The following is a 26566-nucleotide window of genomic DNA, read 5'->3' on the forward strand; positions in this document are numbered from 1 at the left end:
GGCGCGTGATTGCCGGGCCCTCCTCGAAGGCATCCGGTGAGCACCCGGTGAACGGCGAGAACGGAACCGCGCGCCAGTGCGAGGGAGGCGCCGCTACCCACCCGTGGGCCGGTCACTCCCCGCGCCCGGGTGTAGTCCCCCGCCCGGCGGGCAGGTGCACCGACGGGGGCTGTGTGGCGTTGCGAACGTCTGCCGGGGATCGACATGGACGGACAAGGCGGTGACATGACCTCAGGGGCACCACCACGTCTGGCGGGGAGGCCGGCCACCCTGGTCATCGACGGCCGGGTGCACGCCGGCCGGGCCCTGCTCCTGCCACGGGGAGAACTCGTCCACGGCTGCGCGGACATCCTCGCCGAGGCGCTGGCCACGCTGCCGGGCGACATCGGCCGGGTCGACCTGGACATGGGCGACGTGGTGTTCATGGACACGGCCGGGCTCCAGTTCCTGGACCTGCTCGGCGGCTACAGCAACCGGCAGGCGGTGCCGGCGACGGCCACGAACTGGCACGGGCAGCCGCTGCGCGTCCTGGACCTGGCCGGACTGGACCCCGCCGACCCCCTGCGCGCCCCGGCCCACCGGACCGAGCCCGCGACCGAACCCCCCGCGCCTCCCGCCGAACGGCTGCACGTCCTCCAGGAGGAGGTGGAGCAGCTGCGCCGGGCGATCGCCTCCCGCCCGGTCATCGACCAGGCCCGGGGCGTCCTCATGGCGCTGCACGCCTGCACCTCGGACGAGGCGTGGCACATCCTGCGGGAGGCCTCGCAGCTGTCCAACACCAAGCTGCGCACCGTGGCCGCGGCGGTCACCGCCGGTGCCGAGAGCGACGGCCCGCCGCCGCCCCCGCGGGTGCGCGCGGCCCTGCGGACGGCGCTGGCCCGGCTGCGCCGCTGAAACCACGTCCCGTGTGGTGGGGGCGGTACGGGCGGGTACTCGGCCCGCGATTCCGTCCGGCAGGAGGAGGGACCACGATGAGCGAGCCGACCCCGTCCCAGGCCGAGGGCGAACGCGACGACGAACGGGACGACGTCCCGGACGTGCCGCACACCACACCGTCCCAGGCGGAGGGTGAGCGGGACGACGAGGACGCCACGGAGACCAGGCCGGCCGGATAGGCCGACGCGCCGCCACCGTCCGACCAGAAAAGGTTTCTGCAGAGGTGGCGCGGAGTGGGGCGGGTGGGACTCGAACCCACGGCCGACGGATTATGAGTCCGCTGCTCTAACCGGCTGAGCTACCGCCCCATAGCGGCGTGTCGCGTACATCTGTGCGCGCCGTCTGCCGCAGCATAGCCGCTCATACGATCTCCTGCCTCGGCTGGTCGGCTACCGCGGCGCCTTCATGACCTTGAGGACTCCGCAGCGTGCCGCGCGGTTCCCGGACATGGAGAAGGACATGAAAAAGGACCCCGGCGGGGTCCTCGTTCACCATGCTCCCCCGACTGGACTCGAACCAGTAACCTGCCGGTTAACAGCCGGCTGCTCTGCCAATTGAGCTACGGAGGACCGAGCTCCCCGGACTGGACTCGAACCAGTAACCTGCCGGTTAACAGCCGGCTGCTCTGCCAATTGAGCTACCGAGGAAGGTCTCGTGTCGCATCGAACGCGTCGGCCTGGGTATTCGCCAGGGGGCGCGCGCTCGCTGCGACACATACATTAGCGCAAGCAGGGGGGTGCTCCGCCAATCGGTACTCCCCGGCACCTCGGAGCCAGAGCAAGGGAAGGGTGGCCGCCATGCGTTACAGGGTCACGTTCGTCGTCGGACTCGCCGTGGGTTACGTGCTGGGCACGAAGGCCGGGCGGGAACGTTACGAGCAGTTGCGGAGGTCCGCCCGGCAGGTCGCGCAGAACCCGGCCGTGCGCAACACCGCCGAGTCCGCGGCGCAGCAGGGCAGGCAGTTCGCCGACAAGGCGTACCACGTGGTGAGCGACCGGGTCGGGGACCGGATGCCCGACTCGGTGGCCCAGCGGGTGCGGTCGCTGCGCGAGCGCAACGGCAGCGGCCCGGACGACTGGGGCACCAGCAACACCTGACGCCCGTGCCCCCACCGGGTACGGACACCTCTCCCGGTACGGCAGAATTTCGGGCATGGGGATAGTCGCCGGGTTGGACAGTTCGCCCGATTTCACTCGTATCGTCGTCTGTGACTCGGACACCGGTTCCGTGCTGCGGCAGGGCTACGCGCCTCATCCGGTGGAGAGCCCCGAGGGCGGGGGCCGGCCCGCCGACGTCGATCCGCAGGCCTGGCTGCTGTCCCTGGGCGAGGCGGCCGGCGGCGGGCTGCTGGAGGGCGTGCAGGCCATCGGCGTGTCCGCGCAGGCGAACTCGGTCGTGCCGCTGGACGCCCAGGGCAACACGGTGCGCCCGGCCATGGTGGGCGGTGACAAGCGCTCGCAGGTGGCGGCGGCCGACCTGATCGACGCCTTCGGCGGGCGCGAGGCGTGGGCGCAGGCCGTGGGCTGTGTCCCGCAGGCCGCGCAGGCGGTGACGAAACTGCGCTGGCTGGCGCGGAGCGAGCCGGAGGCCGCCGCGCGGACCGCGGCCCTGCTCCAGGCCCACGACTGGCTGGTGTGGCAGCTGCTCGGGCGGCCGGCCCGGCGCACCACCGACCGGGGCGGGGCGTCCGGCACCGGGTACTGGTCGGCGGCGACCGGCGGGTACCGGCCCGACCTGGTCGAGCTGGCGCTCGGGCACCAGGCGGTGCTGCCGGAGGTGATCGGCCCCGCCGACGCGGCCGGTACGACGCCGGAGGGGCTGCTGATCTCCGCCGGGACCGGCGAGACCCAGGCCGCCGCCTTCGGGCTCGGCATCGGGCTGGGCGACGCGGTGGTGTCGCTGGGGGCCTCCGGGTCCGTGATGGCCGTGCACACCGAGCCGCTCGTCGACCAGTCCGGGATGATCACCGCCCTGGCGGACGCCACCGGCATGCACCTGCCCGTCGTCACCACCCTGAACGCCGTACGGACCCTGCGCGGCACCGCCGAACTGCTCGGCGCGGCGGATCTGGAGAGCCTGTCCGAGCTGGCGATGAAGTCGACGCCGGGCGCGCACGGGCTGGTGCTGCTGCCCTATCTGGAGGGCGAGCGCACCCCGAACCTGCCGCACACGGCCGGGACGCTGGCGGGGCTCAGGCGCGAGTCGATGAGGCCGGAGCACCTGGCGCGGGCGGCGTTCGAGGGGATGCTGTGCGGCCTCGCGGACGCCCTGGACGTGCTGCGCGGCCGGGGCGTGGACGTGCGGCGGGTCTTCCTGCTGGGCGCGGCGGCCGAGCTGCCGGCGGTGCAGGCGGCGGCGCCCATGCTGTTCGGCACGCAGGTCGTCGTGCCGCAGCCCGCCGACTACGCCGCGCTCGGCTCGGCCCGGCAGGCGGCCTGGGCGCTGGGTGTGTCCCAGGGCACGCTGGACCCGCGCACTCCCCCTCTCTGGCAGGGCGCGGTGGCCCAGGTGCTGGAGCCGGGCGAGGAGCTGGCCGTGGGGCAGGCGGTGCGGCAGCAGTTCGTGTCGGTGCGGGAGCAGACGCACCCGGGGGCACTGCACGGGTGAACCGGAGGGCCCGGTACCGCTCGTAGGCCGGAATTTGCCGCGCTCTTGGGTTAATTCGGTTGAGGTAACGCGGGTGGAGTGTCCGACGATAGGGGCCAGGGGCAACCAACCGGCCCCGTCGCCGACTCCGAGAGACCCAGCGTGCTCATACGACTCCTGCGGGCCTATCTGCGGCCCTACCGGAAACCCATCACCCTGCTGGTGGCGCTGCAGTTCGTGCAGACCTGCGCCAGCCTCTACCTGCCGACGCTGAACGCGGACATCATCGACAACGGCGTCGTCAAGGGCGACACCGGCTACATCCTGGGCTACGGCGCCCTCATGATCGCCATCTCGCTGGTGCAGGTGGTCGGCAACGTCGGTGCCGTCTACTTCGGTGCCCGCACCGCCGCCGCGCTCGGCCGGGACGTGCGCGGTGCCGTCTTCGACCGGGTGCAGTCCTTCTCGGCCCGCGAGGTCGGCGGCTTCGGCGCGCCCTCGCTGATCACCCGGACCACCAACGACGTGCAGCAGGTCCAGATGCTGGCCCTGATGACCTTCACGCTGATGGTGTCGGCGCCGATCATGTGCGTGGGCGGCATCGTGATGGCCCTCGGTCTGGACGTGCCGCTGTCCGGGGTGCTGGTCGGGGTCGTGCCGGTGCTGGCGGTCTGCGTCACGCTGATCGTGCGCAGGCTGCGCCCGCTGTTCCGGGCGATGCAGGAGCGCCTCGACACGGTGAACCGGGTGCTGCGCGAGCAGATCACCGGCAACCGCGTCATCCGGGCCTTCGTGCGCGACGAGTACGAGCAGCAGCGGTTCCGGAAGGCCAACGCCGACCTCACCGAGGTGTCCCTCGGCACGGGCAACCTGCTGGCGCTGATGTTCCCGGTGGTCATGACGGTGGTGAACCTGTCGTCGATCGCGGTGGTGTGGTTCGGCGCGCACCGGATCGAGAGCGGCGGGATGCAGATCGGCGACCTCACCGCGTTCCTCGCCTATCTGATGCAGATCGTCATGTCCGTGATGATGGCCACCTTCATGTTCATGATGGTGCCGCGCGCGGAGGTGTGCGCCGAGCGCATCCAGGAGGTGCTGGGCACCCGAAGCAGTGTGGTCCCGCCGTCGGCGCCGGTCACCGAGCTGCGGCGGCACGGGCACCTGGAGGTCCGGGGGGCCGGTTTCCGCTTCCCGGGGGCCGAGGAGCCGGTGCTCAGGAACATCGGGCTGGTGGCGCGGCCGGGCGAGACGACCGCCGTCATCGGCTCGACCGGCAGCGGCAAGTCCACCCTGCTCAGCCTGGTCCCGCGGCTGGTCGACGCCACGGAGGGCGAGGTGCTGGTCGACGGGGTGGACGTACGGACCCTCGATCCGAAGGTGCTGGCCAGGGTCGTGGGACTGGTGCCGCAGAAGCCGTACCTCTTCGCGGGGACGGTCGCGACCAACCTGCGGTACGGCAATCCGGACGCCACCGACGAGGAGCTGTGGCACGCGCTGGAGGTGGCGCAGGCCAGGGAGTTCGTCTCCGCGCTGGACGGCGGGCTGGACGCGCCGGTCTCCCAGGGCGGCACCAACGTGTCGGGCGGTCAGCGGCAGCGGCTCGCCATCGCCCGCACGCTGGTGCAGCGACCGGAGATCTACCTCTTCGACGACTCCTTCTCCGCCCTCGACTACGCGACCGACGCGGCGCTGCGGGCCGAGCTGGGCCGGGAGACGGCCGAGGCGACCGTGGTGATCGTGGCGCAGCGGGTGGCGACCATCAGGGACGCGGACCGGATCATCGTGCTGGACGAGGGGCGGGTGGTCGGCGAGGGCCGGCACCACGAGCTGATGGCGGACAACGAGACCTACCGGGAGATCGTGCTCTCCCAGCTCACGGAAGCGGAGGCTGCCTGATGGCGGGGCCTGCGGGTCGCATGATGGCCGGGGGCGGCCCCGACCAGCGTTCGATGGACTTCAAGGGGTCGGGCAAGCGGCTGATCGCCCAGTTCCGGCCGGAGCGGGCGACCCTGTTCACGCTGCTGGCGTGCGTGGTCGTCAGCGTCGGCCTCAGCGTGGTCGGGCCGAAGATCCTCGGCCGGGCCACCGACCTGGTCTTCGCCGGCATCGTCGGGCGGGACATGCCGTCCGGGCCCACGAAGGAACAGGTCCTGGAGTCGATGCGGGAGCGCGGTGAGGGCAACGTCGCCGACATGCTCCGCTCCACGGACTTCACGCCGGGCCAGGGCATCGACTTCGGCGCGGTGGGCGAGGTGCTGCTGCTGGCGCTGGCGGTGTTCGGCGCGGCGGGGCTGCTGATGGCGGTGGCGACGCGGCTGGTGAACCGGGCGGTGAACCGCACCATGTTCCGGCTGCGCGAGGACGTGCAGACGAAGCTGTCGCGGCTGCCGCTGTCGTACTTCGACAAGCGGCAGCGGGGCGAGGTGCTGAGCCGGGCGACGAACGACATCGACAACATCCAGCAGACGCTGCAGCAGTCGATGGGGCAGCTCATCAACTCGCTGCTGACGATCATCGGCGTGCTGGCGATGATGTTCTACGTCTCCTGGATCCTGGCCCTGGTGGCGCTGGTGACGGTGCCGCTGTCGTTCGTGGTGGCCACGCGGGTGGGCAAGCGGTCGCAGCCGCAGTTCGTGCGGCAGTGGCGCTCGACGGGCGCGCTGAACGCGCACATCGAGGAGATGTACACCGGGCACACGCTGGTGAAGGTGTTCGGGCGCCAGGAGGAGTCGGCGAAGCAGTTCGCCGAGCAGAACGAGGCGCTGTACGAGGCCGGGTTCAAGGCGCAGTTCAACAGCGGGATCATGCAGCCGCTGATGATGTTCGTGTCCAACCTGAACTACGTGCTGGTCGCGGTGGTGGGCGGACTGCGGGTGGCCTCGGGTTCCCTCTCCATCGGTGACGTGCAGGCCTTCATCCAGTACTCCCGGCAGTTCTCGATGCCGCTGACGCAGGTCGCGTCGATGGCGAACCTGGTGCAGTCGGGCGTGGCGTCGGCGGAGCGGGTCTTCGAGCTGCTGGACGCCGAGGAGCAGTCGGCGGACCCGATCCCGGGTGTGCGGCCGGAGGATCTGCGCGGGCGGGTGGAGCTGGAGCACGTGTCGTTCCGCTACGACCCCGAGAAGCCGCTGATCGAGGACCTGTCGCTGAAGGTGGAGCCGGGTCACACGGTCGCCATCGTCGGCCCCACTGGCGCCGGCAAGACCACCCTGGTCAACCTGCTGATGCGGTTCTACGAGGTCTCCGGCGGCCGGATCACCCTGGACGGCGTGGACATCGCCAAGATGTCCCGGGACGAGCTGCGCTCCGGCATCGGCATGGTGCTCCAGGACACCTGGCTGTTCGGCGGGACCATCGCGGAGAACATCGCGTACGGGGCGTCGCGGAAGGTGACGCGCGGGGAGATCGAGGAGGCGGCGCGGGCCGCGCACGCCGACCGGTTCGTGCGGACGCTGCCCGACGGCTACGACACGGTGATCGACGACGAGGGCACGGGGGTGAGCGCGGGCGAGAAGCAGCTGATCACGATCGCGCGGGCGTTCCTGTCCGACCCGGTGATCCTGGTGCTGGACGAGGCGACGAGTTCCGTGGACACCCGTACCGAGGTGCTGATCCAGAAGGCGATGGCCAAGCTGGCGCACGGGCGGACGTCCTTCGTCATCGCGCACCGGCTGTCGACGATCCGCGACGCCGACGTGATCTTGGTGATGGAGAATGGGTCCATCATCGAGCAGGGCACGCACGGCGAACTGCTGGCGGCCGGCGGCGGGTACGCGCGCCTGTACGCGGCGCAGTTCGCGCAGGCGGTCGCCGAGGTCGACTGACCGCGCGGCCACGGACACGAGGGGGAACAGGACGATGGCGGACGACAGCAAGGCCGCGGGTACGGACGGGACGGGCGACGGCACCGGGTATCGGGCGGGCGCGGGACTGGCGCTGTGGCTGCCGATCGGTGTGGCGCTGGGCCTCAGCCTCGGGCAGCTGAGCGGCAACCTGGGGCTGGGCGTCGCGCTCGGGATCGCGGGCGGCGTGGCGGTCGGTGCCGGTGTCGACGCCGGGAAACGGCGGGAGGCGGCGGGCCCGGGCGACGCCTGACCGGACCGCCACCGGTCCCGGCCGAGGTACCCGCCTCAGTCGAGGTACCCGCGCAGCTGGTCCGCGTAGGCGTGGTCCCGCAGCTTGTTGAGCGTCTTGGACTCGATCTGGCGGATCCGCTCGCGGGTGACCCCGAAGATGCGGCCTATCTCCTCCAGCGTGCGGGGCCGGCCGTCGACCAGGCCGTACCGGAGCTGGACGACCTTGCGCTCGCGTTCGCCGAGGGTGGAGAGCACCGCCTCCAGGTGCTGGCGCAGCAGCAGGAACGCGGCGGACTCGACGGGGCTGGCGGCGTCGCCGTCCTCGATGAGGTCGCCGAGGGCGACGTCGTCCTCCTCCCCCACCGGGGCGTGCAGCGAGACCGGCTCCTGGGCGAGGCGCAGCACCTCGCCGACCCGCTCGGGGGCCAGGTCCAGGTGGGCGGCGACCTCCTGCGGCGTCGGCTCGTAACCGCGTTCCTGGAGCATGCGGCGCTGGACGCGGACCACCCGGTTGATCAGTTCCACGACGTGCACGGGGACGCGGATGGTGCGCGCCTGGTCGGCCAGCGCCCGCGACATGGCCTGGCGGATCCACCAGGTGGCGTAGGTGGAGAACTTGAAGCCGCGGGCGTAGTCGAACTTCTCCACGGCCCGGATCAGCCCGAGGTTCCCCTCCTGGACCAGGTCCAGCATGGTCAGTCCGCGTCCGACGTACCGCTTGGCCACCGACACCACGAGCCGCAGGTTCGCCTCGATCAGGCGGCGCTTGGCCAGGCGCCCCATGACGACGAGCCGGTCGAGGTCCAGGGCGAGCCGGCTGTCCAGGTCGGGGGTGAGCCGCAGCTTCTCCTCGGCGAACAGCCCGGCCTCCACCCGTCGGGCGAGGTCGACCTCCTCGGCGGCGCTGAGCAGCGGGATCCGGCCGATCTCCCGCAGGTACTGGCGGAACAGGTCGGAGGAGGGCCCGCCGCTCTCCGTGCGGGTGGGCGGCGGCGGTTCGACGGAGACGACGGCGTCCGCGGCCGCGTCGTCCTCGACGGGCCGGTCGTCGGGGTGGTGCACGGCGCGGGGCTGCGGCGGCATCGCGACGAGGACGCCGCCGGCCGGGTCCGGCTCCGCGCCGTCGGTACTGGTGTCGGTCTGGGTGAGGGTCTGGGTCTGCACGGGGGCGACCTCCAGGATGGACGCGGCCGGCGGCGGCCGGCGGCGGTACTTCGGGACGGAGCCGGCTCGCACGCCGCTGTCCGCCCCGCACGCGTTGGACGGAACCGCGGGGATCGTGGGGACCCGGCCGCGCTCCGAGGACTCAGGCACCGCCCCCAGTGTGGGGTAAGACACATCGCCGCCACGAGGGGCGTGCGGTGACTTTTTGCGTCCGGGGCGTGACCGGACGGTTACCCGGGGGCGTTCAGAGCGCGGCGGCGCCGTGTTCGCGCAGGGTCTGGTCGTACTGCTGGAGGACCCAGAGCTCGTTCTGCACGGCGGCCAGTTCGGCGGGGTCGCCGTGGCCGGTGAGCCGGGTGAGGCGGCCCGTGATCTCGCGGATGCGGCGTTCGACGGCGCGGCGGCGGACGGTCACCAGCTGGGCGCCCGCGTAGACCTCGTCGACGTCCTTGACGCCCCGGTGCAGCATGATCGCCTCGACGGCCAGCTCGGTGACCGTCGCGCGGACGGTGTCGTCCGGGGCCGCGTCGCGGACGCGGACCAGGTAGTCCTGCGGGTCCTGGACGCCGAACTCGGCGCCGCCCGCCTCCAGGATCGCCTGGCGCACGGCGGCGTAGGGCGCGGCGGTGAACTCGTCCACGCCGTACGCGTCGAAGGCCGGGGAGACCAGCTCGGGGCGCTGGAGGGCGAGCTTGAGCAGTTCGCGTTCGGTGGCGAAGACGGGGTTGCGGAGGTTGAGGGCCGGGCCGCCGCCGCGGGGGCCCGGGGCGGCGGCGGACGCGTACGCCCGCGGGCCACCGCCGTTGCCGTGCTGCTGTCCCCGGTCGGGGCCTGCGGGGCCCTTGCCGCCCCGGTCGCGGGCCCAGCGGGCGAGCTGGGCGATCCGCTTGACCACGAACTGGGTGTCGAGGATGCCGAGCATGCCGGCGAGCTGCACGGCGACCTCGTGCTGGGCGCCGCTGTTCTTGATCCGGGCGACGACCGGGGCGGCCTCGTCCAGGGCCGCGGCGCGGCCGGCCGGGGTATCCAGGTCGTAGCGGCCCACGATCTGGCGGAGCGCGAACTCGAAGAGCGGGGTGCGCGGCTCCACCAGGTCGGCGACCGCCTCGTCGCCCTTGGCCAGACGCAGGTCGCAGGGGTCCATGCCGTCGGGGGCGATGGCGATGTAGGTCTCGGCGGCGAACTTCTGGTCGTCCTCGAAGGCGCGCAGGGCCGCCTTCTGGCCGGCCGCGTCGCCGTCGAAGGTGAAGATCACGCGGGCCGAGCCGTTGTCCATCAGCAGGCGGCGCAGGATCTTGATGTGGTCGCCGCCGAAGGCGGTGCCGCAGGTCGCGATGGCGGTCGTCACCCCGGCCAGGTGGCAGGCCATGACGTCGGTGTAGCCCTCGACGACGACCGCGCGGGAGGCCTTCGCGATGTCCTTCTTCGCCAGGTCGATGCCGTACAGCACCTGGGACTTGCGGTAGATCGGGGTCTCGGGGGTGTTCAGGTACTTCGGGCCGTTGTCCGCCTCGTAGAGCTTGCGGGCGCCGAAGCCGACGACGTCGCCGCCGATGTCGCGGATGGGCCACATCAGCCGGCCGCGGAAGCGGTCGATGGGGCCGCGGCGGCCCTCCTGGGAGAGCCCGGAGAGCAGCAGCTCCTTGTCGCTGAAGCCCTTGCCGCGCAGGAAGCGGGTGAGGTGGTCCCAGCCCTGGGGGCTGTAGCCGACGGAGAAGTGCTCGGCGGCGGCCTGGTCGAAGCCGCGCTCGGCGAGGAAGGCGCGGCCGGTGTCCGCCTCGGGGCTGCTCGCCAGCTGCTCCGCGTACCACTGGGCGGCGATCTTGTGGGCCTCGACCAGGCGGATGCGTTCGCCGCGCTGGTGGGTCGGGTTGTACCCGCCCTCCTCGTAACGCAGGGTGATGCCGGCCTGGCCGGCCAGGCGCTCGACGGCCTCCGAGAAGGTGAGGTGGTCGACCTTCATCACGAACGTGATGGTGTCGCCGCCCTCCTGGCAGCCGAAGCAGTGGAAGAGACCCTTGCTCGGGCTGACCTGGAAGGACGGGGACTTCTCGTCGTGGAACGGGCACAGGCCCTTCAGATTGCCGCCGCCCGCGTTGCGTAGCTGGAGGTACTCCGAGACGACGGCGTCGATCGGGACCGCGTCCCGTACCGCCTTCACGTCCTCGTCGTTGATCCGTCCTGCCACGCGTGAATTCTACGGGGGCGGTCCGACAGTCACGGGACGAGGCTGTCCAGAGCGACGTGCGGGTCGGCCAGCGCCTCCGCGTTCACCTGCGCCTTCGAGCGGATCAGCTGCTGGATCGGCTCCGTGACGTCCCACACGTTGACGTTCATCCCGGCCAGCACCCGGCCGTCCTTCACCCAGAAGGCGATGAACTCGCGCTTGGCCGCGTCCCCGCGGATCACCACCTGGTCGTAGGAGCCGGGCGGCGCCCAGCCGGAGTACTCCATGCCCAGGTCGTACTGGTCGGTGAAGAAGTAGGGCACGCGGTCGTGGGCCGGCCCCCTGCCGAGCATCGCGCGGGCGGCCGCCGGGCCGCCGTTCAGGGCGCCCGCCCAGTGCTCGACCCGCAGGCGGGTGCCGAAGAGGGCGTGGTGGAAGGAGGCGACGTCACCGGCGGCGTGGATGTCGGGGTCGGAGGTGCGCAGGTCCGCGTCGACGACGATGCCGCCGCCGGCCGCGCGGTCGGCGATCTCCAGGCCCGCCGCCTGGGCCAGCGCGGTGCGCGGGGCGGCGCCGATCGCGGCGAGCACGTCGTGCGCGGGGTGCTCCTCGCCGTCGTCGGTGCGGGCGGCCAGCACCATGCCGTCCTGGCCGACGATCTCGGTGAGCCGCACCCCGAAGCGGAAGCGGACGCCGTGCGCCTCGTGCAGTTCGGCGAAGACGGAGCCCAGCTCGGGGCCGAGGACGCCGTGCAGCGGGGTCGGTCCGGGCTCCACGACCGTCACCTCCGCCCCGTACTCGCGGGCCGCCGCCGCGACCTCCAGGCCGATCCAGCCGGCGCCGGCGATCACGAGGTGGCCGTTGTCCCGGCCGAGGGAGGCGAGGACGCCCTTGAGGCGTTCGGCGTGGGCGAGGCGGCGCAGGTGGTGGACGCCCGCGAGGCCGGTGCCGGGGACGTCGAGGCGGCGGGGCTCGGCGCCGGTCGCGAGGAGCAGCTTGTCGTACCTGACGTGGGTGCCGTCGTCGCCGTAGTGGACGGTCTTCGCGGCGCGGTCGATCGCGACGACGGTCTGGCCGAGGTGCAGCTCGATGTCGTGCTGGGCGTACCAGGCGGGCTCGTGGACGAAGACGCTGTCGCGTTCCTCCTTGCCGAGGAGGAAGCCCTTGGACAGCGGCGGGCGCTCGTAGGGGTGGTCGCGTTCGTCCGAGACGAGGATCACCCGGCCGCTGAAGCCCTCCGTGCGGAGTGTCTCGGCCGCCTTCGCGCCGGCCAGGCCGCCTCCGACGATGACGAATGTCTGATCCGCGTCGACCACTTGTCTGCCTCCTCGTCAGGGTGCCGCCACATGCGAGCGTCCCGCACGTGGCGTGGCGCGGGAAGAGGGAGTGACCCGATCAGGCCACGGGGGACGCTGTTTCCGGCGCCGTCCGGCCTGTCGGGTCACTCCCGTCCCGTCAGTCTCATGGATGCCCCGTCAGGCGGGCGTGAAGCGAGCGCGCCGAGGCGTCGGTGAGGGAGGCGATCTGGTCGACGATCACCCGTTTGCGGGCGCGGTCGTCGGCGGCCGTGTCGAACAGCGCGCGGAACTGCGGGTCGAGTCCGTCCGGGGCGCGGGCGGTGAGCGCCTCGGCCAGCTCGGCGACGACGACGCGCTGGTCGGCGCGGAGCCGCTCCTGCTCGGTGCGCTGCATGACGTACCGGAAGGCGACCGCCTTGAGGACGGCGCACTCCATGCGGGTGGCGCGGGGGACCACCAGTTCGGCGGTGTACCGGGTGAGCCGCCCGCCCCCGTACGCGGCCCGGGTGGCGGACTCGGCGGCGAGGCAGAACCGGCCGATGAGCTGGCTGGTGGCGTCCTTCAGCCGGGCCTGGGCGACGGCCGAGCCGTCGTAGCCGTGCGGCCACCAGTCCTGGGCGAGGAGGCGGTCGAGGGCGGCGGCGAGTTCGGCGTGGTCGGTGCCGTCCGGGACGTACCGCCCGACGGCCGCGGCGAAGACCGTCTCCCGCTCGGGGTCGGCGAGCAGGCAGTTCGGGTCGATGTGGCCGGCGTGCAGGCCGTCCTCGACGTCGTGCACGGAGTACGCCACGTCGTCGGCCCAGTCCATGACCTGCGCCTCGAAGCAGGTGCGGGCGCCGGGGGCGTCCTCGCGGAGCCACGCGAAGACGGGCCGGTCGTCGTCGTAGACGCCGAACTTGGGGGACGCCGGGTCGGTGGGATGGGCGCCCCGGGGCCACGGGTACTTGGTGGCGGCGTCGAGGGTGGCGCGGGTGAGGTTGAGGCCGACGGAGCCGACGTCGGTGAACCGTTTGGGCTCGATGCGGGTGAGGAGCCGCAGCGACTGGGCGTTGCCCTCGAAGCCGCCGCAGTCCTCGGCGAAGTCGTTCAGCGCCTGTTCGCCGTTGTGGCCGAAGGGCGGGTGGCCCAGGTCGTGGGCGAGGCAGGCGGCCTCGACGAGGTCGGCATCGCAGCCGAGGGCGGCGCCGAGCTCGCGGCCCACCTGGGCGCATTCCAGGGAGTGGGTGAGGCGGGTGCGGGGGCTGGCGTCCCACATGGGGTTGCCCTCGCCCGGCGCGACGACCTGCGTCTTTCCGGCGAGGCGGCGCAGGGCGGCGGAGTGCAGGATGCGGGCGCGATCACGCTGGAAGGCGGTGCGGCCGGGGCGCTTGTCGGGCTCGGGGGCGTAGCGGGCCACTGATGTGGGGTCGTACGGGGGTGGGGTGCCTGTGCCTTCCATGCCATGAACATTAAGCGGAAGGTGTGACAGGTGGGTCGCCTATGCGTGTGCCGGGTGAGGTTGTCGGGCGAGCGCGGGTCCGGTTGTGGCTGGTCGCGCCCGCGCGGCGGAGCCGCAATCGATACAGCCCCGCGCCCCTTCAGGTGCGTTGTTGTCACCGTCTTCTTCGAGTACCTGGTCGTAGCGGTGGAGGAGGAGGTGGGCCATTGCCGGGTGGGTGCCCAGGGGGGCCGACGCGATCCACGGGGCGGCTGTCGTGGACTCCGTCGCGAAGCGGCCCGGGGCCGTGAAGTACGAGGCGACGGCGACGTCGCGGTAGCCGCGGGCGGTCAGCGTGCGTACGGCCTGCGGCACCGTCGGGGCCGCCGCCGAGGCGTACGCCGGGAGGACCGGGACGCCGAGGCGGGCGGACAGGAGCGATGCCGTGCGGTCCGTGTCGGTTCTGGAGTCCGGGTCGCGGGAGCCCGCCGCGGCGAGGACGACGGCTGCGTCCCGCGGGGCGTGGAGGGGCCAGCCGGCCTCCAGGAGGTTGTCGTGCAGGGCGTCCACGAGGAGGGGGTGCGGACCGAGCGGGGCGGCCACGCGAGTGTGGGCCGGGGAGGCTTCGGCCATCTCCGGGATGTCCCGTTTGACGTGGTGGCCCCGGCTGAGGAGGAGGGGGACGAGGACCGCCTCGCGGTGGCCGAGCGCGGCCAGGGTGTCGGGGAGGAGCGGGGCGTTCAGCTCGATGTGGCCGAGGTGCACCGGGAGGGCGGGGCGCAGGGCGCGGACCCGGTCGAGCAGCGCCCGTACGGTGCTCAGGGCGCGCGGGTCGCGGCTGCCGTGGGCGACGACGACCAGGGCGGGGGTGCCGCCGGGGGTCGCCGTGCCGGTGGTCCTGCCCATCGGTGTCGTCGCCGTCATGTGTCGAGGGTGGCGGCCGGACGTTGCCTCCCCGTTGCGCGGATGTCACGGGTGTTTTCCGGCGGTTCACACGGTGCCGGGCGGTGCGTGTGAGCGGGCGGTGAACCGGACCGCGCGCCCGGACGTCCCTGGAGTCGGGAGTGCCGACCGGGAGGGGACCGACACCGATGCGCCGCTGGAGACCTCGCAGACCGCGCCTTCCGCGCACCCGGAAGGGGCAGCGGCGGCTGGTGCGGGCGGTGGTGGCCGGGTGTGTGCTGGCGCTGCTGCCGATGACATGGCTGTACGTCGTGACGGGTGACCGGCTGCGTACCGCCGCCGACGTGCCCCGTACCGACGTCGCGGTCGTGTTCGGCGCGGGGCTGTGGGACGGGGAGCCGTCGCCGTACCTCGCGCACCGGCTGGACGCGGCGGCCGGGCTGTACCGCGCGGGCCGGGTCGAGGTGGTGCTCGTCACCGGGGACAACAGCCGCGAGGAGTACGACGAGCCGGACGCCATGCGCGCGTACCTGGTCCGGCACGGGGTGCCCGACGGGCGGATCGTCAGCGACTACGCGGGCTTCGACACCTGGGACTCCTGCGTCCGCGCGAAGAAGATCTTCGGTGTGGACCGGGCCGTGCTGATCAGCCAGGGCTTCCACATCCGGCGGGCGGTGGCCCTGTGCCAGGAGGCGGGGGTGGCGTCGTACGGCGTCGGGGTCGACGACCGGCACGACCTCACCTGGTACTACGGGGGCGCGCGGGAGATCCTCGCGGCGGGCAAGGCGGCGCTGGACGCGGTCTTCGAGCCGGATCCGCACTTCCTCGGGCCGAGGGAGCCCGGGGTGGAGCGCGCCCTGGCCGGTGCGCGCTGAACCGTGGCGTGCCGCGGCCCTCACGGCGGCCGGCGGGCAGCGGGGAGGTCACCGTCCCGGCGGTGTAACAAACGGCCGCCCGGACGCGTAACACGCACGTCGCACGCTGGCGGCATGCAGAACACCGCCGCGCCCACGCCCACCCACTGCCCGTACTGCGCGCTGCAGTGCGGGATGAATCTGACGCCCGCCGCCGACGGCACCGTCGAGCTGTCCGAGCGCGCCAACTTCCCGGTGAACCGGGGCGCGCTGTGCGGCAAGGGGCGGACGGCGCCGGCGGTGCTCTCGTCGGGCGTGCGGCTGACCTCGCCGCTGGTGCGGTCGGGCGAGGGGGTACTGGTGCCGGCGGGCTGGGACGAGTCGCTGGGGCGGATCGCCGGGAACCTGGCCCGTACGCGGGCGGAGTACGGCGCGGAAGCGCTGGGGGTGTTCGGCGGGGGCGGACTGACCAACGAGAAGGCGTACGCGCTGGGGAAGTTCGCCCGGGTGGTGCTGGGCACCTCGCAGATCGACTACAACGGGCGGTTCTGCATGTCGTCGGCCGCGGCGGCCGGCACTAAGGCCTTCGGGCTGGACCGGGGGCTGCCGTTCCCGCTGGAGGACATCCCGAGGACCGGGTGCGTGATCCTCGTCGGGTCGAACCCGGCGGAGACCATGCCGCCGTCCCTGCGCTACTTCACCGAGCTGCGCGAGAACGGCGGCACGCTGATCGTCGTCGACCCGCGGCGGACGAGGACCGCGGAACAGGCCGACCTGCACCTCGCGCCCCGGCCCGGCACGGACCTCGCGCTCGCGCTGGGCATGCTGCACCTGGTCGTCGCCGAGGGGCGGGTGGACGCGGAGTACGTCGAGGAGCGCACGGCGGGCTGGGAGGAGGCGCGGGCGGCGGCGATGGCGCACTGGCCGGAGCACGTGGAGCGGATCACGGGGGTGTCCGTCCCGGAGCTGCGGGAGGCGGTGCGGCTGTTCTGCGCCCCGGAGGCGGCGATGGTGCTGACCGCGCGCGGGCCCGAGCAGCAGGCCAAGGGGACGGACACGGTGGGCGCGTGGATCAACCTGTGCCTGGCGACCGGGCGGGCCGGGCGGCCGCTGTCGGGGTACGGCTGTCTGACCGGGCAGGGCAACGGACAGGGCGGGCGCGAGCACGGGCAGAAGGCCGACCAGCTGCCGGGCTACCGCAAGCTGACCGACCCGGCGGCGCGGCGGCACGTGGCCGGGGTGTGGGGTGTGGACCCCGACTCGCTGCCGGGTCCGGGGCGCAGTGCGTACGAGCTGCTGGACGCGCTGGGGACGGACATCAGGTCGCTGCTGGTGATGGGGTCCAACCCGGTGGTGTCGGCGCCTCGCGCGGCGCATGTCGAGGGGCGGCTGCGGTCGCTGGACTTCCTCGCCGTGTGCGACGTGGTGCTCTCCGAGACGGCGGCGCTGGCGGACGTGGTCCTGCCGGTGACGCAGTGGGCGGAGGAGACGGGGACCACGACCAGCCTGGAGGGCCGGGTACTGCTGCGGCGGCGGGCGATCACACCGCCGGACGGCGTCCGCAGCGACCTGGAGGTGCTGCACGGGCTGGCCGGCCGGCTCGGCGTGGAGAAGGGCTTCCCGACCGACCCCGAGGAGGTCTTCGAGGAACTGCGCCGGGCGAGCGCGGGCGGTCCGGCGGACTACTCCGGGATCGACTACCGTCGGCTGGCGGATGAGGACGGGGTGTTCTGGCCGTGTCCGGCGCCGGAGGGGGCGGACGCCGGTGACGGGGCCACCGGGGCGGAGCGGGCCGCCGACACGGCCGAAGCCGACCGGACCACCGGAACCACCGCGACCGACCGGACGGCCGGCACCGCCGCGACACCCGGCCCCCACCCGGGCACCCCCCGCCTCTTCCTCGACCGTTTCGCCACCGGCGACGGCCGGGCCCGGTTCGTCCCCGTCTCGCACCGGCCGAGCGCCGAGGAGCCGGACGACGAGTACCCGGTGCTGCTGACGACCGGCCGGGTCGTGGCCCAGTACCAGTCGGGGGCGCAGACCCGGCGGGTGGACGAGCTGAACGCCGCCGCGCCCGGCCCCTTCGTGGAGCTGCACCCCCGGCTGGCGGCGCGGCTCGGGGCGGCCGAGGGCGATCCGGTGGCCGTCGTGTCGCGGCGCGGGCGGGCGGTGGCCCCGGCCCGGATCACCTCCGGCATCCGGCCCGACACGGTGTTCATGCCCTTCCACTGGCCGGGCGAGGGCCGCGCCAACACCCTGACCAACCCGGCCCTCGACCCGACCTCCCGGATGCCGGAGTTCAAGGTGTGCGCGGTGCGGGTGGAGGCGGTGGCGGGGCCGTAGGGCCGTCCGCCGGGGTCACCGGTCAGCCGGGGGCGACATCCGGTACCGGGCGCTGACGGTCTACATGACCTCGTCCACGGACTACGCGGGCGCCCGCACGGCCACCCTGGACGCGGCGAAGGACCTGTACGGCGTCGACAGCGCGGAGTACGCCGCGGTGGGCGCGGCGTGGAGCGCGGTGAGCGTCGGCTGACGCGCTGAGCGGGTCCGTTCGGCGGCACGGTCACCCGTTCACACGCGCGCCCCGCGCACCGGCACAACTTTCCCCGGGTGGACGCCTTGTACGCCCGTGACCTGCCGGAACGGCGTCCCGCACGGGGGTGCCTGGAGCGCGGGCGACACCCGTTCATCCCATTCCCGGCGCGCTCTCGGGGAGCGGGCCGCGCCCGGTGCGACTTTCCTCGGTAGGGCAGGGGCCACCGAAGAGCTCGAAGGAGCACCGATGCGACGTACCGCCCGACTGCTGACCGGCACCGCGCTCGCCGTCGCGGCCGCCGGCCTCGCCTCCCCGGCGCCCGCGTACGCCGGTCAGGCCCCGGTCACCGGTGGTCTGGAGGTGTACCCGTCCTCGGTCGTGCCGGGCGAGCGGGCCACGGTGCGCACGGCGGCGTGCGGCGAGGACGGCGCGGCGGCGGGGGACGCCAGCGCCGTGGGCGCCGGGCAGTTCCCGCTGGCGCCGGGTTCGGGCGGGGGCGAGACGACGGGCGGCTTCCAGGTGCCGCCGAGCGCCCAGCCGGGGACGTACGAGATCGTCGCGACCTGTGGCGGGAGCGGCAAGCGGGTGGCGGGTGACCTCGTGGTCACGCTGACCGCGGCCCGTGAGCAGGTGTACCCCAGAGGAAGCGTGAAGACGGGGGTCGGTGGCGCTCTTGGCCCCGACCCCGTGCAGACCGCGGCCGGTGTTGCGGCTCTGGCCGTCGCCGCCGCGGGCGGTACCTGGCTCCTGCATCGCCGGGCGAGAGGCGACGGGATCTGACGGGCACCCTCCGCTGCCCGTTCGCCGGTACCGCACTTCCCCACCCCCTCCGGGTCCGATGCCCCTCGCGGCCCGGAGGGGGCAGGGGAGCCCCCGAGGGACCCTAGGGAGAGGGGCGCGTCATGCGCAGGATCGGCAACTCCGCGATAGCCGCGGTCACCGCACTCGCCCTCTGCTCCGGGGCGTGGCTGCTGCTCGACGGCACCGGCGCCGAGGCCCCGCCGCAACCGTCGGCCGCGCAGGCCGCCCGTGCCGGCGCCGGGCAGGCGGGGCGGGCGCCCGTGGCACCGGCGTTGCCGCCCTCCCCGCCCGACCGCGTCCGCATCCCGGCGATCGGAGTGGACGCCCCCATGACGGGCCTCGGACTGACACCGTCCGGCAGCCTCGACGTACCGCCCGCCGAGGACGAGAACCTGGCCGGCTGGTACGAGGCCGGCACCACCCCCGGCGAGACGGGCACCGCGATCGTCGCCGGGCACGTCGACAACGCCGAGGGGCCCGCCGTCTTCTACCGGCTGGGCGCACTGGAGAGGGGCTCGGTGATCGAGGTCGACCGGCAGGACGGCGGCGTCGCGGTGTTCACCGTGGACGCCGTCGAGGTGTACGAGGCCGAGGACTTCCCCGACGAGAAGGTCTACGGCGCGGCCGACCGGCCCGAACTGCGCGTGATCACCTGCGGCGGCGACTACGCGCGCGGTACCGGCTACCAGGGGAACGTGGTCGTCTTCGCCCACCTGACCGGCAGCCGGTGAGTCCGGGAACAGGCAGGCGGACGCGGCCGCCCGCCCCGCGGTGCCCGGCGGTCACGGCTGCCACCACCTGGCCTTGTAGATGCCGCCGTAGGCGGCGCCGGCGAGGGTGTGGGCGGGCACCGGGCCGTTGTCGACGCGCACGGACCGGGTCCACCAGGTTCTGTCGAGTCCGCCGTCCGGGGCGGTGAGGGCGACGGTGGCGCCCGCGTTGCTCACGGCCTTCACGTTCGCCAGTGTCCCCCCGCACGAGGAGGGGACGTAGGGGGCGAACTGCCGGCGGGACTTCGAGTACTGAAGCAGTCCGTCCGTGGTCGACACCCAGAAGAGATCCGGCTCGCCCGCGACGGCGTTGAGGTCGTGACCTCCCGGCGCCCGGCCCGGCACCGGTCCGGGCAGGTCGGTGGCGTAGGCCCGCACGAGCGTCCGCCCGGTGGCCGGCCCGTTGAGCTCGTAGGCCGCCAACTGCCCGGACCCGACGGCCCAGAGCATCTCGGTGGCGGGGTCCCAGTGGACTCCGTGGGCAGAGGTGAGCGGGACGCTGGTGTACTCGGTGGCGTACGGGGACCGCGAGGCCGCGTACAGGCGGACTTCGCCGCTCCCGCTGAGGGCCACCGCCACGTTGCCGTCGGGAAGCAGCTCGATACTGTGCGGGTTGGACTTCTCCGTGCCCGCGGCGTCCGTCACGCGGGCCGCCCAGTACCGGTTCTTGCCTGGGTGTTCGACGACGGCGGCGAAGCCGTAGGACGCGGTGGTGAGCAGGTAGGTCTTCCCCTGCCACGTACGGGACTTGACCTCGCTGACGTAGGTCCAGCTGTGGCCCGGGTCCAGGTCGTCGTAGCGGCTGTCCTCTTCCGGAGTGAACTCCCAGCGCACCGAGGCGGGATCGCCGGACGGTTCCCACGTCGTCGTCGCGGAGTCGAGCAGCAGCACCCGGCGGGACTTCTGGTCTCCCACCAGCAGGGGTGGCAGTGCGGCCGCGGTCGCCCGTCCGGAGCCGGTGGCGTGCAGTGCGGCGGTCGCTCCGGCGCCGAGGGCTCCGAGCAGCACGCCACGGCGGGTCCATGTGGTGCGGGCGCGCATCAGACGATGGTTCCGACGTGCATGCTGCCGTCGGGCAGGGCAGCGGCGTAGGTGTCGAAGATGCGGCCGTTGTCGTCGATCTTCGAGGCGTTCGTCCAGGAACCGCCGACGCGACGGGTGCGGTCCCACACATCACCGTTGACCACGGCCTGGACGTGCAGCGTCCCATCGGCCAGACCCGCCGAGGACACGTCCGTGATACCGCCGTTGTCGTCGATCTTCACCGCCGCACGGTCCCAGGCACCGCCCGCGCCGCGAGAGCGGCTCCAGACGTCACCGTTCACCAGCGCCTGCACATGCAGCGACCCGTCCGGCAACGCCGCCGCCGCGACATCCTTGATCGACCCGTTGTCGTCGATCTTCGTCGCGTTCGTCCACGTACCGTCGACACGACGCGTCCGGTCCCACACGTCACCGTTCACCAACGCCTGCACATGCAGCGACCCGTCCGGCAACGCCGCCGAAGACACCTTCGTGACCCCGCCGTTGTCGTCGATCTTCACCGCGTTGCCCCACACACCCTCCGCCGACCGCACCCGGTTCCACACGTCACCGTTCACCAACGTCTGCACATGCAGCGACCCGTCCGGCAACGCCGCCGACGACACACCCTTCAACGACCCGTTGTCATCGATCTTCGTCGCCGCCTTCTGCCAGACCCCCGACGCCGACCGCACCCGGTTCCACACATCACCGTTCACCAACGTCTGCACATGCAACGAACCATCCGGCAGACCCGCCGCCGCGAACCCATTGATCCGCGTGTTCTCATCAACATGCGTCGCCGCCGACTGCCACTGCCCCGACACCGACAGCTCCCGATCCCACACCGAACCGGCTGCCGGGGCCGGCGGGTCGGGGTAGGGTTCCGCGGTGTCGCCACCGAGCCCGGCCCGGGGACCGCAGGTCGGCCAGGCGCCTTCGCCCTGAACGGCGAGCACCTTTTCGGCGGTGAGGATCTGTTCCTTCTTCGTGGCCCGGTGCGGGTAGTCGGCGTACTGCCCGCCTCCGAAGGCGTTCCAGGTACTGAGGGAGAACTGCAGGCCGCCGTAGTAGCCGTTGCCCGTGTTGATGCTCCAGTTCCCGCCGCTCTCGCAGGCGGCGACCTTGTCCCAGGTGGTGACGGAGGCGGCCTGCGCCGCGGTGGTGGTGGCGGTGAGGGGGAGGGCGACGCCGGCGGCGACCGCGAGGCCCATGAGCCGCTGGAAGGTACGCAAGGAATTCTCCAGGGTGGATCGGCACGAGGCGGTGCCTCGTGGCGCGACAGGGCGTCACGAGGCACCGTGAAGTACAGGGAAGAAGGCGTTGCAGCAGGTCAGACGATGGTTCCGACGTGCATGCTGCCGTCGGGCAGGGCAGCGGCGTAGGTGTCGAAGATGCGGCCGTTGTCGTCGATCTTCGAGGCGTTCGTCCAGGAACCGCCGACCCGACGGGTGCGGTCCCACACATCACCGTTGACCACGGCCTGGACGTGCAGCGTCCCATCGGCCAGACCCGCCGAGGACACGTCCGTGATACCGCCGTTGTCGTCGATCTTCACCGCCGCACGGTCCCAGGCACCGCCCGCGCCGCGAGAGCGGCTCCAGACGTCACCGTTCACCAGCGCCTGCACATGCAGCGACCCGTCCGGCAACGCCGCCGCCGCGACATCCTTGATCGACCCGTTGTCGTCGATCTTCGTCGCGTTCGTCCACGTACCGTCGACACGACGCGTCCGGTCCCACACGTCACCGTTCACCAACGCCTGCACATGCAGCGTGCCGTCCGGCAACGCCGCCGAAGACACCTTCGTGACCCCGCCGTTGTCGTCGATCTTCACCGCGTTGCCCCACACACCCTCCGCCGACCGCACCCGGTTCCACACGTCACCGTTCACCAACGTCTGCACATGCAGCGACCCGTCCGGCAACGCCGCCGACGACACACCCTTCAACGACCCGTTGTCATCGATCTTCGTCGCCGCCTTCTGCCAGACCCCCGACGCCGACCGCACCCGGTTCCACACATCACCGTTCACCAACGTCTGCACATGCAACGAACCATCCGGCAGACCCGCCGCCGCGAACCCATTGATCCGCGTGTTCTCATCAACATGCGTCGCCGCCGACTGCCACTGCCCCGACACCGACAGCTCCCGATCCCACACCGAACCGTCCTCCACCGCCGGGGCGTCGTCGACGATCGACTTGTTGCGCACCGGGACGTAGGGGCCGGAGCCCGCGAAGTACGGGTAGGGGATCTGCCGGTGGTGGACGCCGGACCCGGTGAACTCGTAGCCCCAGTACTGCGTCTTCGCGTCATTGGCCCACTTGTGGAACAGGACGATGTGCCCGGAGGCGCCCGCGTCGTCGTCCAGCAGGGCGTCACCGGCCTTGAGTTCGCCCTTGCTGATGGTCTCGGTGACGCCCGCGCTCGCGAAGGTGGGGGTGGTCAGCGACCTGTCCAGGTTCCAGGCCATCGAGACGTATCCGGAGCAGTCGGTGCGGTATCCCTCGTGCGAGCCCGTCCAGCTGTAGTCCAGCCCTTTCCCCACCCAGCTGTCCGCCCGGGCTATGACCGTCGAACGCTTGATGGCCGGCGCCGCGCTGCTCGCCGCGGCGAAGGCGGACGGCGAGTTCCTCGCCGACGTCACCGGGCCCTGCCCCGGGCTTCCGTGGTCGGACGCGGCGCCGACGGCCGCCGGGGTCTCGGCGACGGCGGGGAGCGCGGTCGCGAGCGTGAGTCCGGCGGCGACCGCGGCGACCGTGGCGACCGCGGCCGCGTGGCGAGGGCTTCTGATGTTCTTCAAGGCGTGTCACTCTCTGCGTGCGGGATGGACTGGGCATGGGCCGGGGCGCGGATAGACATGGTCATGACATGAGGCAGCGGTTCCGGGGTTCTGGAACGCTTGGTGTCGGGTGACCGGCCGGGTCACGCCCTCTTCCGGCGGACACAACTCTCGCCACGCGGTGAGCGCCCGGAAAGAGCTCGGCGCTGGACCGAAACGGCCCTGTCCGCTTCAGGACACCGGGCCGTCATGACGAAAGGCGAAAGGCCCTGCCCGGAAGGGACAGGGCCTCAGTACCGACGGCCATGTGGGACACACCGCAGGGCGCGCCGCCCGGCCGGACGTCGGGCCACGAAGCCGGGCCGCGCGCGGGAGCCGTACGCCGGAACCGCCCGTCAGGGCTCCGAGGGCAGCCAGCCCCGTTGCACCGCCCGGACACCGGCCTCGAAGCGACTGCGCGCCTCCAGCCGCTCCATGAGCTCGTTCGCGATCCGCCGCGCGGTACGGTGCGACACCCCCAGCCGCTTCGCGATCGACTCGTCCGTGTACCCCCTGGCCAGCAGCTGGATGACCGTCGACTCCTGCGGACTCAGACCCAGCCCGTCCCGCACCGGCCCCTTGCCGAGCGGCTGGGCGGTGCTCCACACCGTCTCGAAAAGCGCGCACAGCGCGGTCAGCGTGCCCTGCCCGGTCAGCACCACGGCACCGGAGGCCGTGTCGCTGCTGGACACGGGGATCACGGCGACACCACGATCGAAAATGATCATGCGAGTGGGCAGTGAGGGAGCGGTGCGCACACGCCCGCCGAGCGACGCGAGCCAGTTGACATAGGCCACGGTCGCCCGGTCGTTGCGGACACTGTCCTGATAGACCGTGCGCATCCGCACCCCTTTGGCCAGCAGGTCGCGGTTGAGCGGCCGGGCGGCTTCCATGGCGTGCTCCGGCTGAGCTCCCCCCGGGACGAAGGTCATGGCCTCTTGGCGGAGGTCCCGGGTGAGCAGGGCCAGCCGGTCACGGATCGCGTCCAGCCCTATGAGGTGTTCCACTCCAGGGCTGCCGGCACTGGGCCGCAGATCCGCGTACTCGGCGATCAGCTGGGCGGCTTTGGCGCGCGCCGACTCCAGCCGCTCCTGCTGGGCCGCGAGGTCGGCATGCTGCCGGGCCATCAGGATCTCCATGGCGATCTCCGGCGCCGTCGCCCGCAGACCCCCCTGCGACTCAGCCGACGGCCTGACCAGCGCCAGTTCGCTGAGCACGTCGAGCGCCCGGCGGACCTCCCCCTCGGGGCGGCCCAGGGCGACGGCCAGGTCGGCGACCCCACTGCGCGGCTCCGACAGCATCGCCCGGTAAACAGCCTCCTCAACCGCTCCGAGCCCCAATGACGTCAGCAATGGCCCCCCTGCGCCGATCAATGGCCTCCACGAAGTCTCCTTGATCATGCCATCGAACTCCACATACGCGTTCGATCGAGACCGCACGGTGAAGGATCCTGGACGGAAACGGCCAAGGACGAGACCGGCCAATCGGACTAACTGGCCTACAAGGCGCCGACGTTGGGACAGTCGGCACCATGTATCTCGTTCACGTCCGGCTGTGTGGTCCGCCGGGCCGTCACCTCCCCCTCGACGCGCACACGCTGATCTCTTCGCACGCCCAGAAGGACGACGGGTTGGAGCACGTGTGCCTGCATCCGCACGCCGGACCCGACCCCGTGGTCGGCCTCTACATCGTCGCCGACACACTCGACGCGGCCGAGACCAAGGCGGCACTTCTGTGCGAGCGAGCCCTGTCCGGAGCACCGGGGCTCGACGGGTGCTCGGTACGCTCCGCGGCCGCGCCTCTGGTCACCCCGTTCTACGAGATGCTCTTCGCCGGCCCGCCCTTGCCCTGCCCCCCGGCCCCCGTGGCCGAAAGCGGCCAGGACCGTTTGGGGCCGCCGGGAAACCCTTCCGGCCCTTCCGTCGGGCCAACAGAGTAGGTCCCGCTGTCCGAACCCCTCGCCCGCTCGGAGCGGCCACGGCGTCACCGCGGAACGCCGAAACGCCCGGAGAGAGCGGCACTCCTGGAAGGAACCTCACATGCTGCGCCACCGTCTGGCCCGTGCCACCGCGGCCGTCACCCTCTCCGGTGCCCTGCTCTCGATCAGCGCCACGGCGTCGGACAGCGCGCTCTGGGACCCCACGGACAAGACCATCGGGACCGCGGCCACGAACGACATCATCTGGGCGGCCGGAACCATGGCGGCCGAGGACATCGTCCGGGCAGCCACGCCCGGACCCGCCGCCCCGCACACCGCGTCCATGGGCGAGGCCGGGTGAGGGGACCGGCCCTAGGCCCCCCACTGCTCCCACGCCAGGTTCGCCACCAGCGCGAACACCACCGTCAGCAGCACGATCCGCACGAAGCCGCTGCCCCGCTTCAGCGCCGTGTGCGCGCCGAGGGTGCCGCCCGCCAGGTTGAACACCGCCATCAGGGCCGCCAGCTGCCACAGCACCGCGCCCTGCCAGGCGAACATCGCGAGGGCGCCCGCGTTGGTGCAGCAGTTGACGATCTTCGCGGTGGCCGAGGCGGTCACCAGGTCCAGGTGGAGGACGGCGGTGAGGGCCAGCACCAGGAAGGTCCCGGTGCCGGGGCCGATGAGCCCGTCGTAGAAGCCGATGCCGAGGCCCGCGAGGCCGATCGCGGCGAGGGTCTGGCGGCGGGTGGCGGGGCCGGTGGCGGGGGCGGTGCCGAAGGCGGGGCGCAGGATCACGAAGGCCGCGACCGCCAGCAGCACCACCATGATGACGAGCTTGAGGACCTCGGTGCTCATCCCGGCCGCGAAGAACGCCCCGCCCGACGATCCGGCCAGCGCCGCGAGGCCGATCCGTACGGCGGTGCCGACGTCCACGGGCGCCTTGCGGGCGTAGGTGACCGCCGCGCCCGTGGTGCCGACGATGGCGACCGCCTTGTTGGTGCCCAGCGCGTGCGCGGCCGGTGTCCCGGCGGGCAGGCCGAGCAGCAGGGCGGGCAGCAGCAGGAGCCCGCCGCCGCCGACCACGGCGTCGATCCAGCCGGCCGCGAGCGCGGCGAGGCAGAGCAGGACGACCGCGGTCAGTGATATGTCGGGCATGATCGTGACCCTATGGACACGCCGGCTGTGCCGTCCATCGAGATGAGGGTCTTCTGAGGTTGCCGTCCTCCTCACACGGGCCGGCCGCACCCGCTGAGGTCAGCGTTCCCACCGGGAAACAGTCGTGATGCCACC

22 protein-coding genes, 3 tRNA genes and 1 pseudogene are annotated in these 26566 nt (G+C 72.6%); 13 read left to right on the forward strand and 13 right to left on the reverse strand.

Annotation, left to right across the window (positions count from 1 at the left end; all coding sequences use genetic code 11):
• The first annotated feature begins 225 nt into the window (after positions 1-225).
• The gene (locus M6G08_RS03260) at positions 226-894 is read left to right on the forward strand and encodes an ANTAR domain-containing protein (protein WP_272585678.1); all 669 of its coding nucleotides are present in this window, start codon (positions 226-228) and stop codon (positions 892-894) included.
• Between the two features lie 77 nt (positions 895-971).
• A complete protein-coding gene (locus M6G08_RS03265) occupies positions 972-1115 on the forward strand; it encodes a hypothetical protein (RefSeq protein ID WP_198941288.1) in 144 nt (47 codons plus the stop codon).
• A 55-nt stretch (positions 1116-1170) separates the two neighbouring features.
• Here M6G08_RS03265 and M6G08_RS03270 read toward each other — a convergent pair.
• The 3 genes from M6G08_RS03270 to M6G08_RS03280 all read right to left on the reverse strand — a co-directional run bounded on the left by M6G08_RS03270 (position 1171) and on the right by M6G08_RS03280 (position 1583).
• Positions 1171-1244: transfer RNA gene (locus M6G08_RS03270), tRNA-Ile, on the reverse strand.
• A gap of 188 nt (positions 1245-1432) precedes the next feature.
• Positions 1433-1505, reverse strand: a tRNA-Asn gene (locus tag M6G08_RS03275).
• A gap of 5 nt (positions 1506-1510) precedes the next feature.
• Positions 1511-1583: transfer RNA gene (locus M6G08_RS03280), tRNA-Asn, on the reverse strand.
• Positions 1584-1733: 150 nt separating this feature from the next.
• Between M6G08_RS03280 and M6G08_RS03285 the strand changes: the two genes are divergently transcribed.
• The 5 genes from M6G08_RS03285 (at position 1734) to M6G08_RS03305 (ending at position 7617) form a co-directional block, all read left to right on the forward strand.
• Entirely contained in the window at positions 1734-2033 is a 300-nt protein-coding gene (locus M6G08_RS03285) for a YtxH domain-containing protein (RefSeq protein ID WP_272585679.1), read from the forward strand.
• 55 nt (positions 2034-2088) lie between these two features.
• Positions 2089-3543, forward strand: coding sequence for a xylulokinase (locus M6G08_RS03290; RefSeq protein ID WP_272585680.1), 1455 nt, complete (start codon positions 2089-2091; stop codon positions 3541-3543).
• A 141-nt stretch (positions 3544-3684) separates the two neighbouring features.
• Positions 3685-5418 (forward strand): ABC transporter ATP-binding protein, encoded by a 1734-nt coding sequence (locus M6G08_RS03295; protein ID WP_272585681.1) that lies wholly within the window; start codon positions 3685-3687, stop codon positions 5416-5418.
• Positions 5418-7346: an ABC transporter ATP-binding protein gene (locus M6G08_RS03300; RefSeq protein WP_272585682.1), complete on the forward strand. Its 1929-nt coding sequence runs from the start codon at positions 5418-5420 to the stop codon at positions 7344-7346. The genes M6G08_RS03295 and M6G08_RS03300 overlap by 1 nt, the downstream gene beginning before the upstream one ends.
• Positions 7347-7380: 34 nt before the next feature.
• Positions 7381-7617, forward strand: coding sequence for a hypothetical protein (locus tag M6G08_RS03305; protein WP_272585683.1), 237 nt, complete (start codon positions 7381-7383; stop codon positions 7615-7617).
• Between the two features lie 35 nt (positions 7618-7652).
• Here M6G08_RS03305 and M6G08_RS03310 read toward each other — a convergent pair whose 3' ends face one another.
• From M6G08_RS03310 to M6G08_RS03330, 5 genes are all read right to left on the reverse strand, one after another.
• Positions 7653-8912 carry an RNA polymerase sigma factor gene (locus M6G08_RS03310; protein ID WP_272585684.1) on the reverse strand — a complete coding sequence of 420 codons (1260 nt, stop codon included), beginning with the start codon at positions 8910-8912 and terminating at the stop codon, positions 7653-7655.
• Between the two features lie 94 nt (positions 8913-9006).
• Positions 9007-10950: a DNA primase gene (gene dnaG / locus M6G08_RS03315; RefSeq protein ID WP_272585685.1), complete on the reverse strand. Its 1944-nt coding sequence runs from the start codon at positions 10948-10950 to the stop codon at positions 9007-9009.
• Between the two features lie 29 nt (positions 10951-10979).
• A complete protein-coding gene (locus tag M6G08_RS03320) occupies positions 10980-12245 on the reverse strand; it encodes an NAD(P)/FAD-dependent oxidoreductase (protein WP_272585687.1) in 1266 nt (421 codons plus the stop codon).
• 145 nt (positions 12246-12390) lie between these two features.
• On the reverse strand, positions 12391-13665 hold the full coding sequence (locus tag M6G08_RS03325) for a deoxyguanosinetriphosphate triphosphohydrolase (protein WP_272585688.1): 1275 nt from the start codon (positions 13663-13665) through the stop codon (positions 12391-12393).
• A 39-nt stretch (positions 13666-13704) separates the two neighbouring features.
• Positions 13705-14568 (reverse strand): sirohydrochlorin chelatase, encoded by an 864-nt coding sequence (locus M6G08_RS03330; protein ID WP_272585689.1) that lies wholly within the window; start codon positions 14566-14568, stop codon positions 13705-13707.
• A gap of 167 nt (positions 14569-14735) precedes the next feature.
• Between M6G08_RS03330 and M6G08_RS03335 the strand changes: the two genes are divergently transcribed.
• The 5 genes and pseudogenes from M6G08_RS03335 to M6G08_RS03355 all read left to right on the forward strand — a co-directional run bounded on the left by M6G08_RS03335 (position 14736) and on the right by M6G08_RS03355 (position 19472).
• Entirely contained in the window at positions 14736-15422 is a 687-nt protein-coding gene (locus tag M6G08_RS03335) for a SanA/YdcF family protein (protein ID WP_272585690.1), read from the forward strand.
• Positions 15423-15536: 114 nt separating this feature from the next.
• On the forward strand, positions 15537-17744 hold the full coding sequence (locus tag M6G08_RS03340) for a molybdopterin oxidoreductase family protein (protein WP_272585691.1): 2208 nt from the start codon (positions 15537-15539) through the stop codon (positions 17742-17744).
• 31 nt (positions 17745-17775) lie between these two features.
• Positions 17776-17937: pseudogene (locus tag M6G08_RS03345) on the forward strand (M4 family metallopeptidase); the annotation flags it as partial.
• Positions 17938-18186: 249 nt separating this feature from the next.
• Positions 18187-18720, forward strand: coding sequence for a GVDTG sorting domain-containing protein (locus M6G08_RS03350; protein ID WP_272585692.1), 534 nt, complete (start codon positions 18187-18189; stop codon positions 18718-18720).
• A 122-nt stretch (positions 18721-18842) separates the two neighbouring features.
• A complete protein-coding gene (locus tag M6G08_RS03355; RefSeq protein ID WP_272585693.1) occupies positions 18843-19472 on the forward strand; it encodes a class F sortase in 630 nt (209 codons plus the stop codon).
• Between the two features lie 51 nt (positions 19473-19523).
• On the opposite strand, the gene M6G08_RS03360 is transcribed toward M6G08_RS03355, so the two are convergent.
• From M6G08_RS03360 to M6G08_RS03375, 4 genes are all read right to left on the reverse strand, one after another.
• Entirely contained in the window at positions 19524-20552 is a 1029-nt protein-coding gene (locus tag M6G08_RS03360; protein ID WP_272585694.1) for a DUF6528 family protein, read from the reverse strand.
• Positions 20552-21769 (reverse strand): transglycosylase family protein, encoded by a 1218-nt coding sequence (locus M6G08_RS03365; protein WP_336298978.1) that lies wholly within the window; start codon positions 21767-21769, stop codon positions 20552-20554. The genes M6G08_RS03360 and M6G08_RS03365 overlap by 1 nt, the downstream gene beginning before the upstream one ends.
• A gap of 98 nt (positions 21770-21867) precedes the next feature.
• Positions 21868-23340, reverse strand: coding sequence for an NlpC/P60 family protein (locus M6G08_RS03370; protein WP_272585695.1), 1473 nt, complete (start codon positions 23338-23340; stop codon positions 21868-21870).
• A gap of 374 nt (positions 23341-23714) precedes the next feature.
• Entirely contained in the window at positions 23715-24710 is a 996-nt protein-coding gene (locus tag M6G08_RS03375; protein WP_272591244.1) for a helix-turn-helix transcriptional regulator, read from the reverse strand.
• Positions 24711-25397: 687 nt separating this feature from the next.
• On the opposite strand from M6G08_RS03375, the gene M6G08_RS03380 reads away from it, so the two are divergent.
• A complete protein-coding gene (locus M6G08_RS03380; RefSeq protein ID WP_272585696.1) occupies positions 25398-25637 on the forward strand; it encodes a hypothetical protein in 240 nt (79 codons plus the stop codon).
• A gap of 11 nt (positions 25638-25648) precedes the next feature.
• Here the strand turns inward: M6G08_RS03380 and M6G08_RS03385 are convergent, their stop codons facing one another.
• Entirely contained in the window at positions 25649-26431 is a 783-nt protein-coding gene (locus tag M6G08_RS03385) for a sulfite exporter TauE/SafE family protein (protein WP_272585697.1), read from the reverse strand.
• Between the last annotated feature and the right edge of the window lie 135 nt (positions 26432-26566).

It is taken from the genome of Streptomyces sp. M92 (genome assembly GCF_028473745.1).
Taxonomy (GTDB): domain Bacteria; phylum Actinomycetota; class Actinomycetes; order Streptomycetales; family Streptomycetaceae; genus Streptomyces.

What these genes read in the sequence shown, in the direction of transcription:
- M6G08_RS03260 (WP_272585678.1), top strand. Translation starts at nt 226, where the DNA reads ATGACCTCAGGGGCACCACCACGTCTGGCGGGGAGGCCGGCCACCCTG.
- M6G08_RS03265 (WP_198941288.1), top strand. Translation starts at nt 972, where the DNA reads ATGAGCGAGCCGACCCCGTCCCAGGCCGAGGGCGAACGCGACGACGAA.
- M6G08_RS03285 (WP_272585679.1), top strand. Translation starts at nt 1,734, where the DNA reads ATGCGTTACAGGGTCACGTTCGTCGTCGGACTCGCCGTGGGTTACGTG.
- M6G08_RS03290 (WP_272585680.1), top strand. Translation starts at nt 2,089, where the DNA reads ATGGGGATAGTCGCCGGGTTGGACAGTTCGCCCGATTTCACTCGTATC.
- M6G08_RS03300 (WP_272585682.1), top strand. Translation starts at nt 5,418, where the DNA reads ATGGCGGGGCCTGCGGGTCGCATGATGGCCGGGGGCGGCCCCGACCAG.
- M6G08_RS03305 (WP_272585683.1), top strand. Translation starts at nt 7,381, where the DNA reads ATGGCGGACGACAGCAAGGCCGCGGGTACGGACGGGACGGGCGACGGC.
- M6G08_RS03325 (WP_272585688.1), bottom strand. Translation starts at nt 13,665, where the DNA reads ATGGAAGGCACAGGCACCCCACCCCCGTACGACCCCACATCAGTGGCC.
- M6G08_RS03330 (WP_272585689.1), bottom strand. Translation starts at nt 14,568, where the DNA reads ATGACGGCGACGACACCGATGGGCAGGACCACCGGCACGGCGACCCCC.
- M6G08_RS03335 (WP_272585690.1), top strand. Translation starts at nt 14,736, where the DNA reads ATGCGCCGCTGGAGACCTCGCAGACCGCGCCTTCCGCGCACCCGGAAG.
- M6G08_RS03340 (WP_272585691.1), top strand. Translation starts at nt 15,537, where the DNA reads ATGCAGAACACCGCCGCGCCCACGCCCACCCACTGCCCGTACTGCGCG.
- M6G08_RS03350 (WP_272585692.1), top strand. Translation starts at nt 18,187, where the DNA reads ATGCGACGTACCGCCCGACTGCTGACCGGCACCGCGCTCGCCGTCGCG.
- M6G08_RS03355 (WP_272585693.1), top strand. Translation starts at nt 18,843, where the DNA reads ATGCGCAGGATCGGCAACTCCGCGATAGCCGCGGTCACCGCACTCGCC.
- M6G08_RS03360 (WP_272585694.1), bottom strand. Translation starts at nt 20,552, where the DNA reads ATGCGCGCCCGCACCACATGGACCCGCCGTGGCGTGCTGCTCGGAGCC.
- M6G08_RS03380 (WP_272585696.1), top strand. Translation starts at nt 25,398, where the DNA reads ATGCTGCGCCACCGTCTGGCCCGTGCCACCGCGGCCGTCACCCTCTCC.
- M6G08_RS03385 (WP_272585697.1), bottom strand. Translation starts at nt 26,431, where the DNA reads ATGCCCGACATATCACTGACCGCGGTCGTCCTGCTCTGCCTCGCCGCG.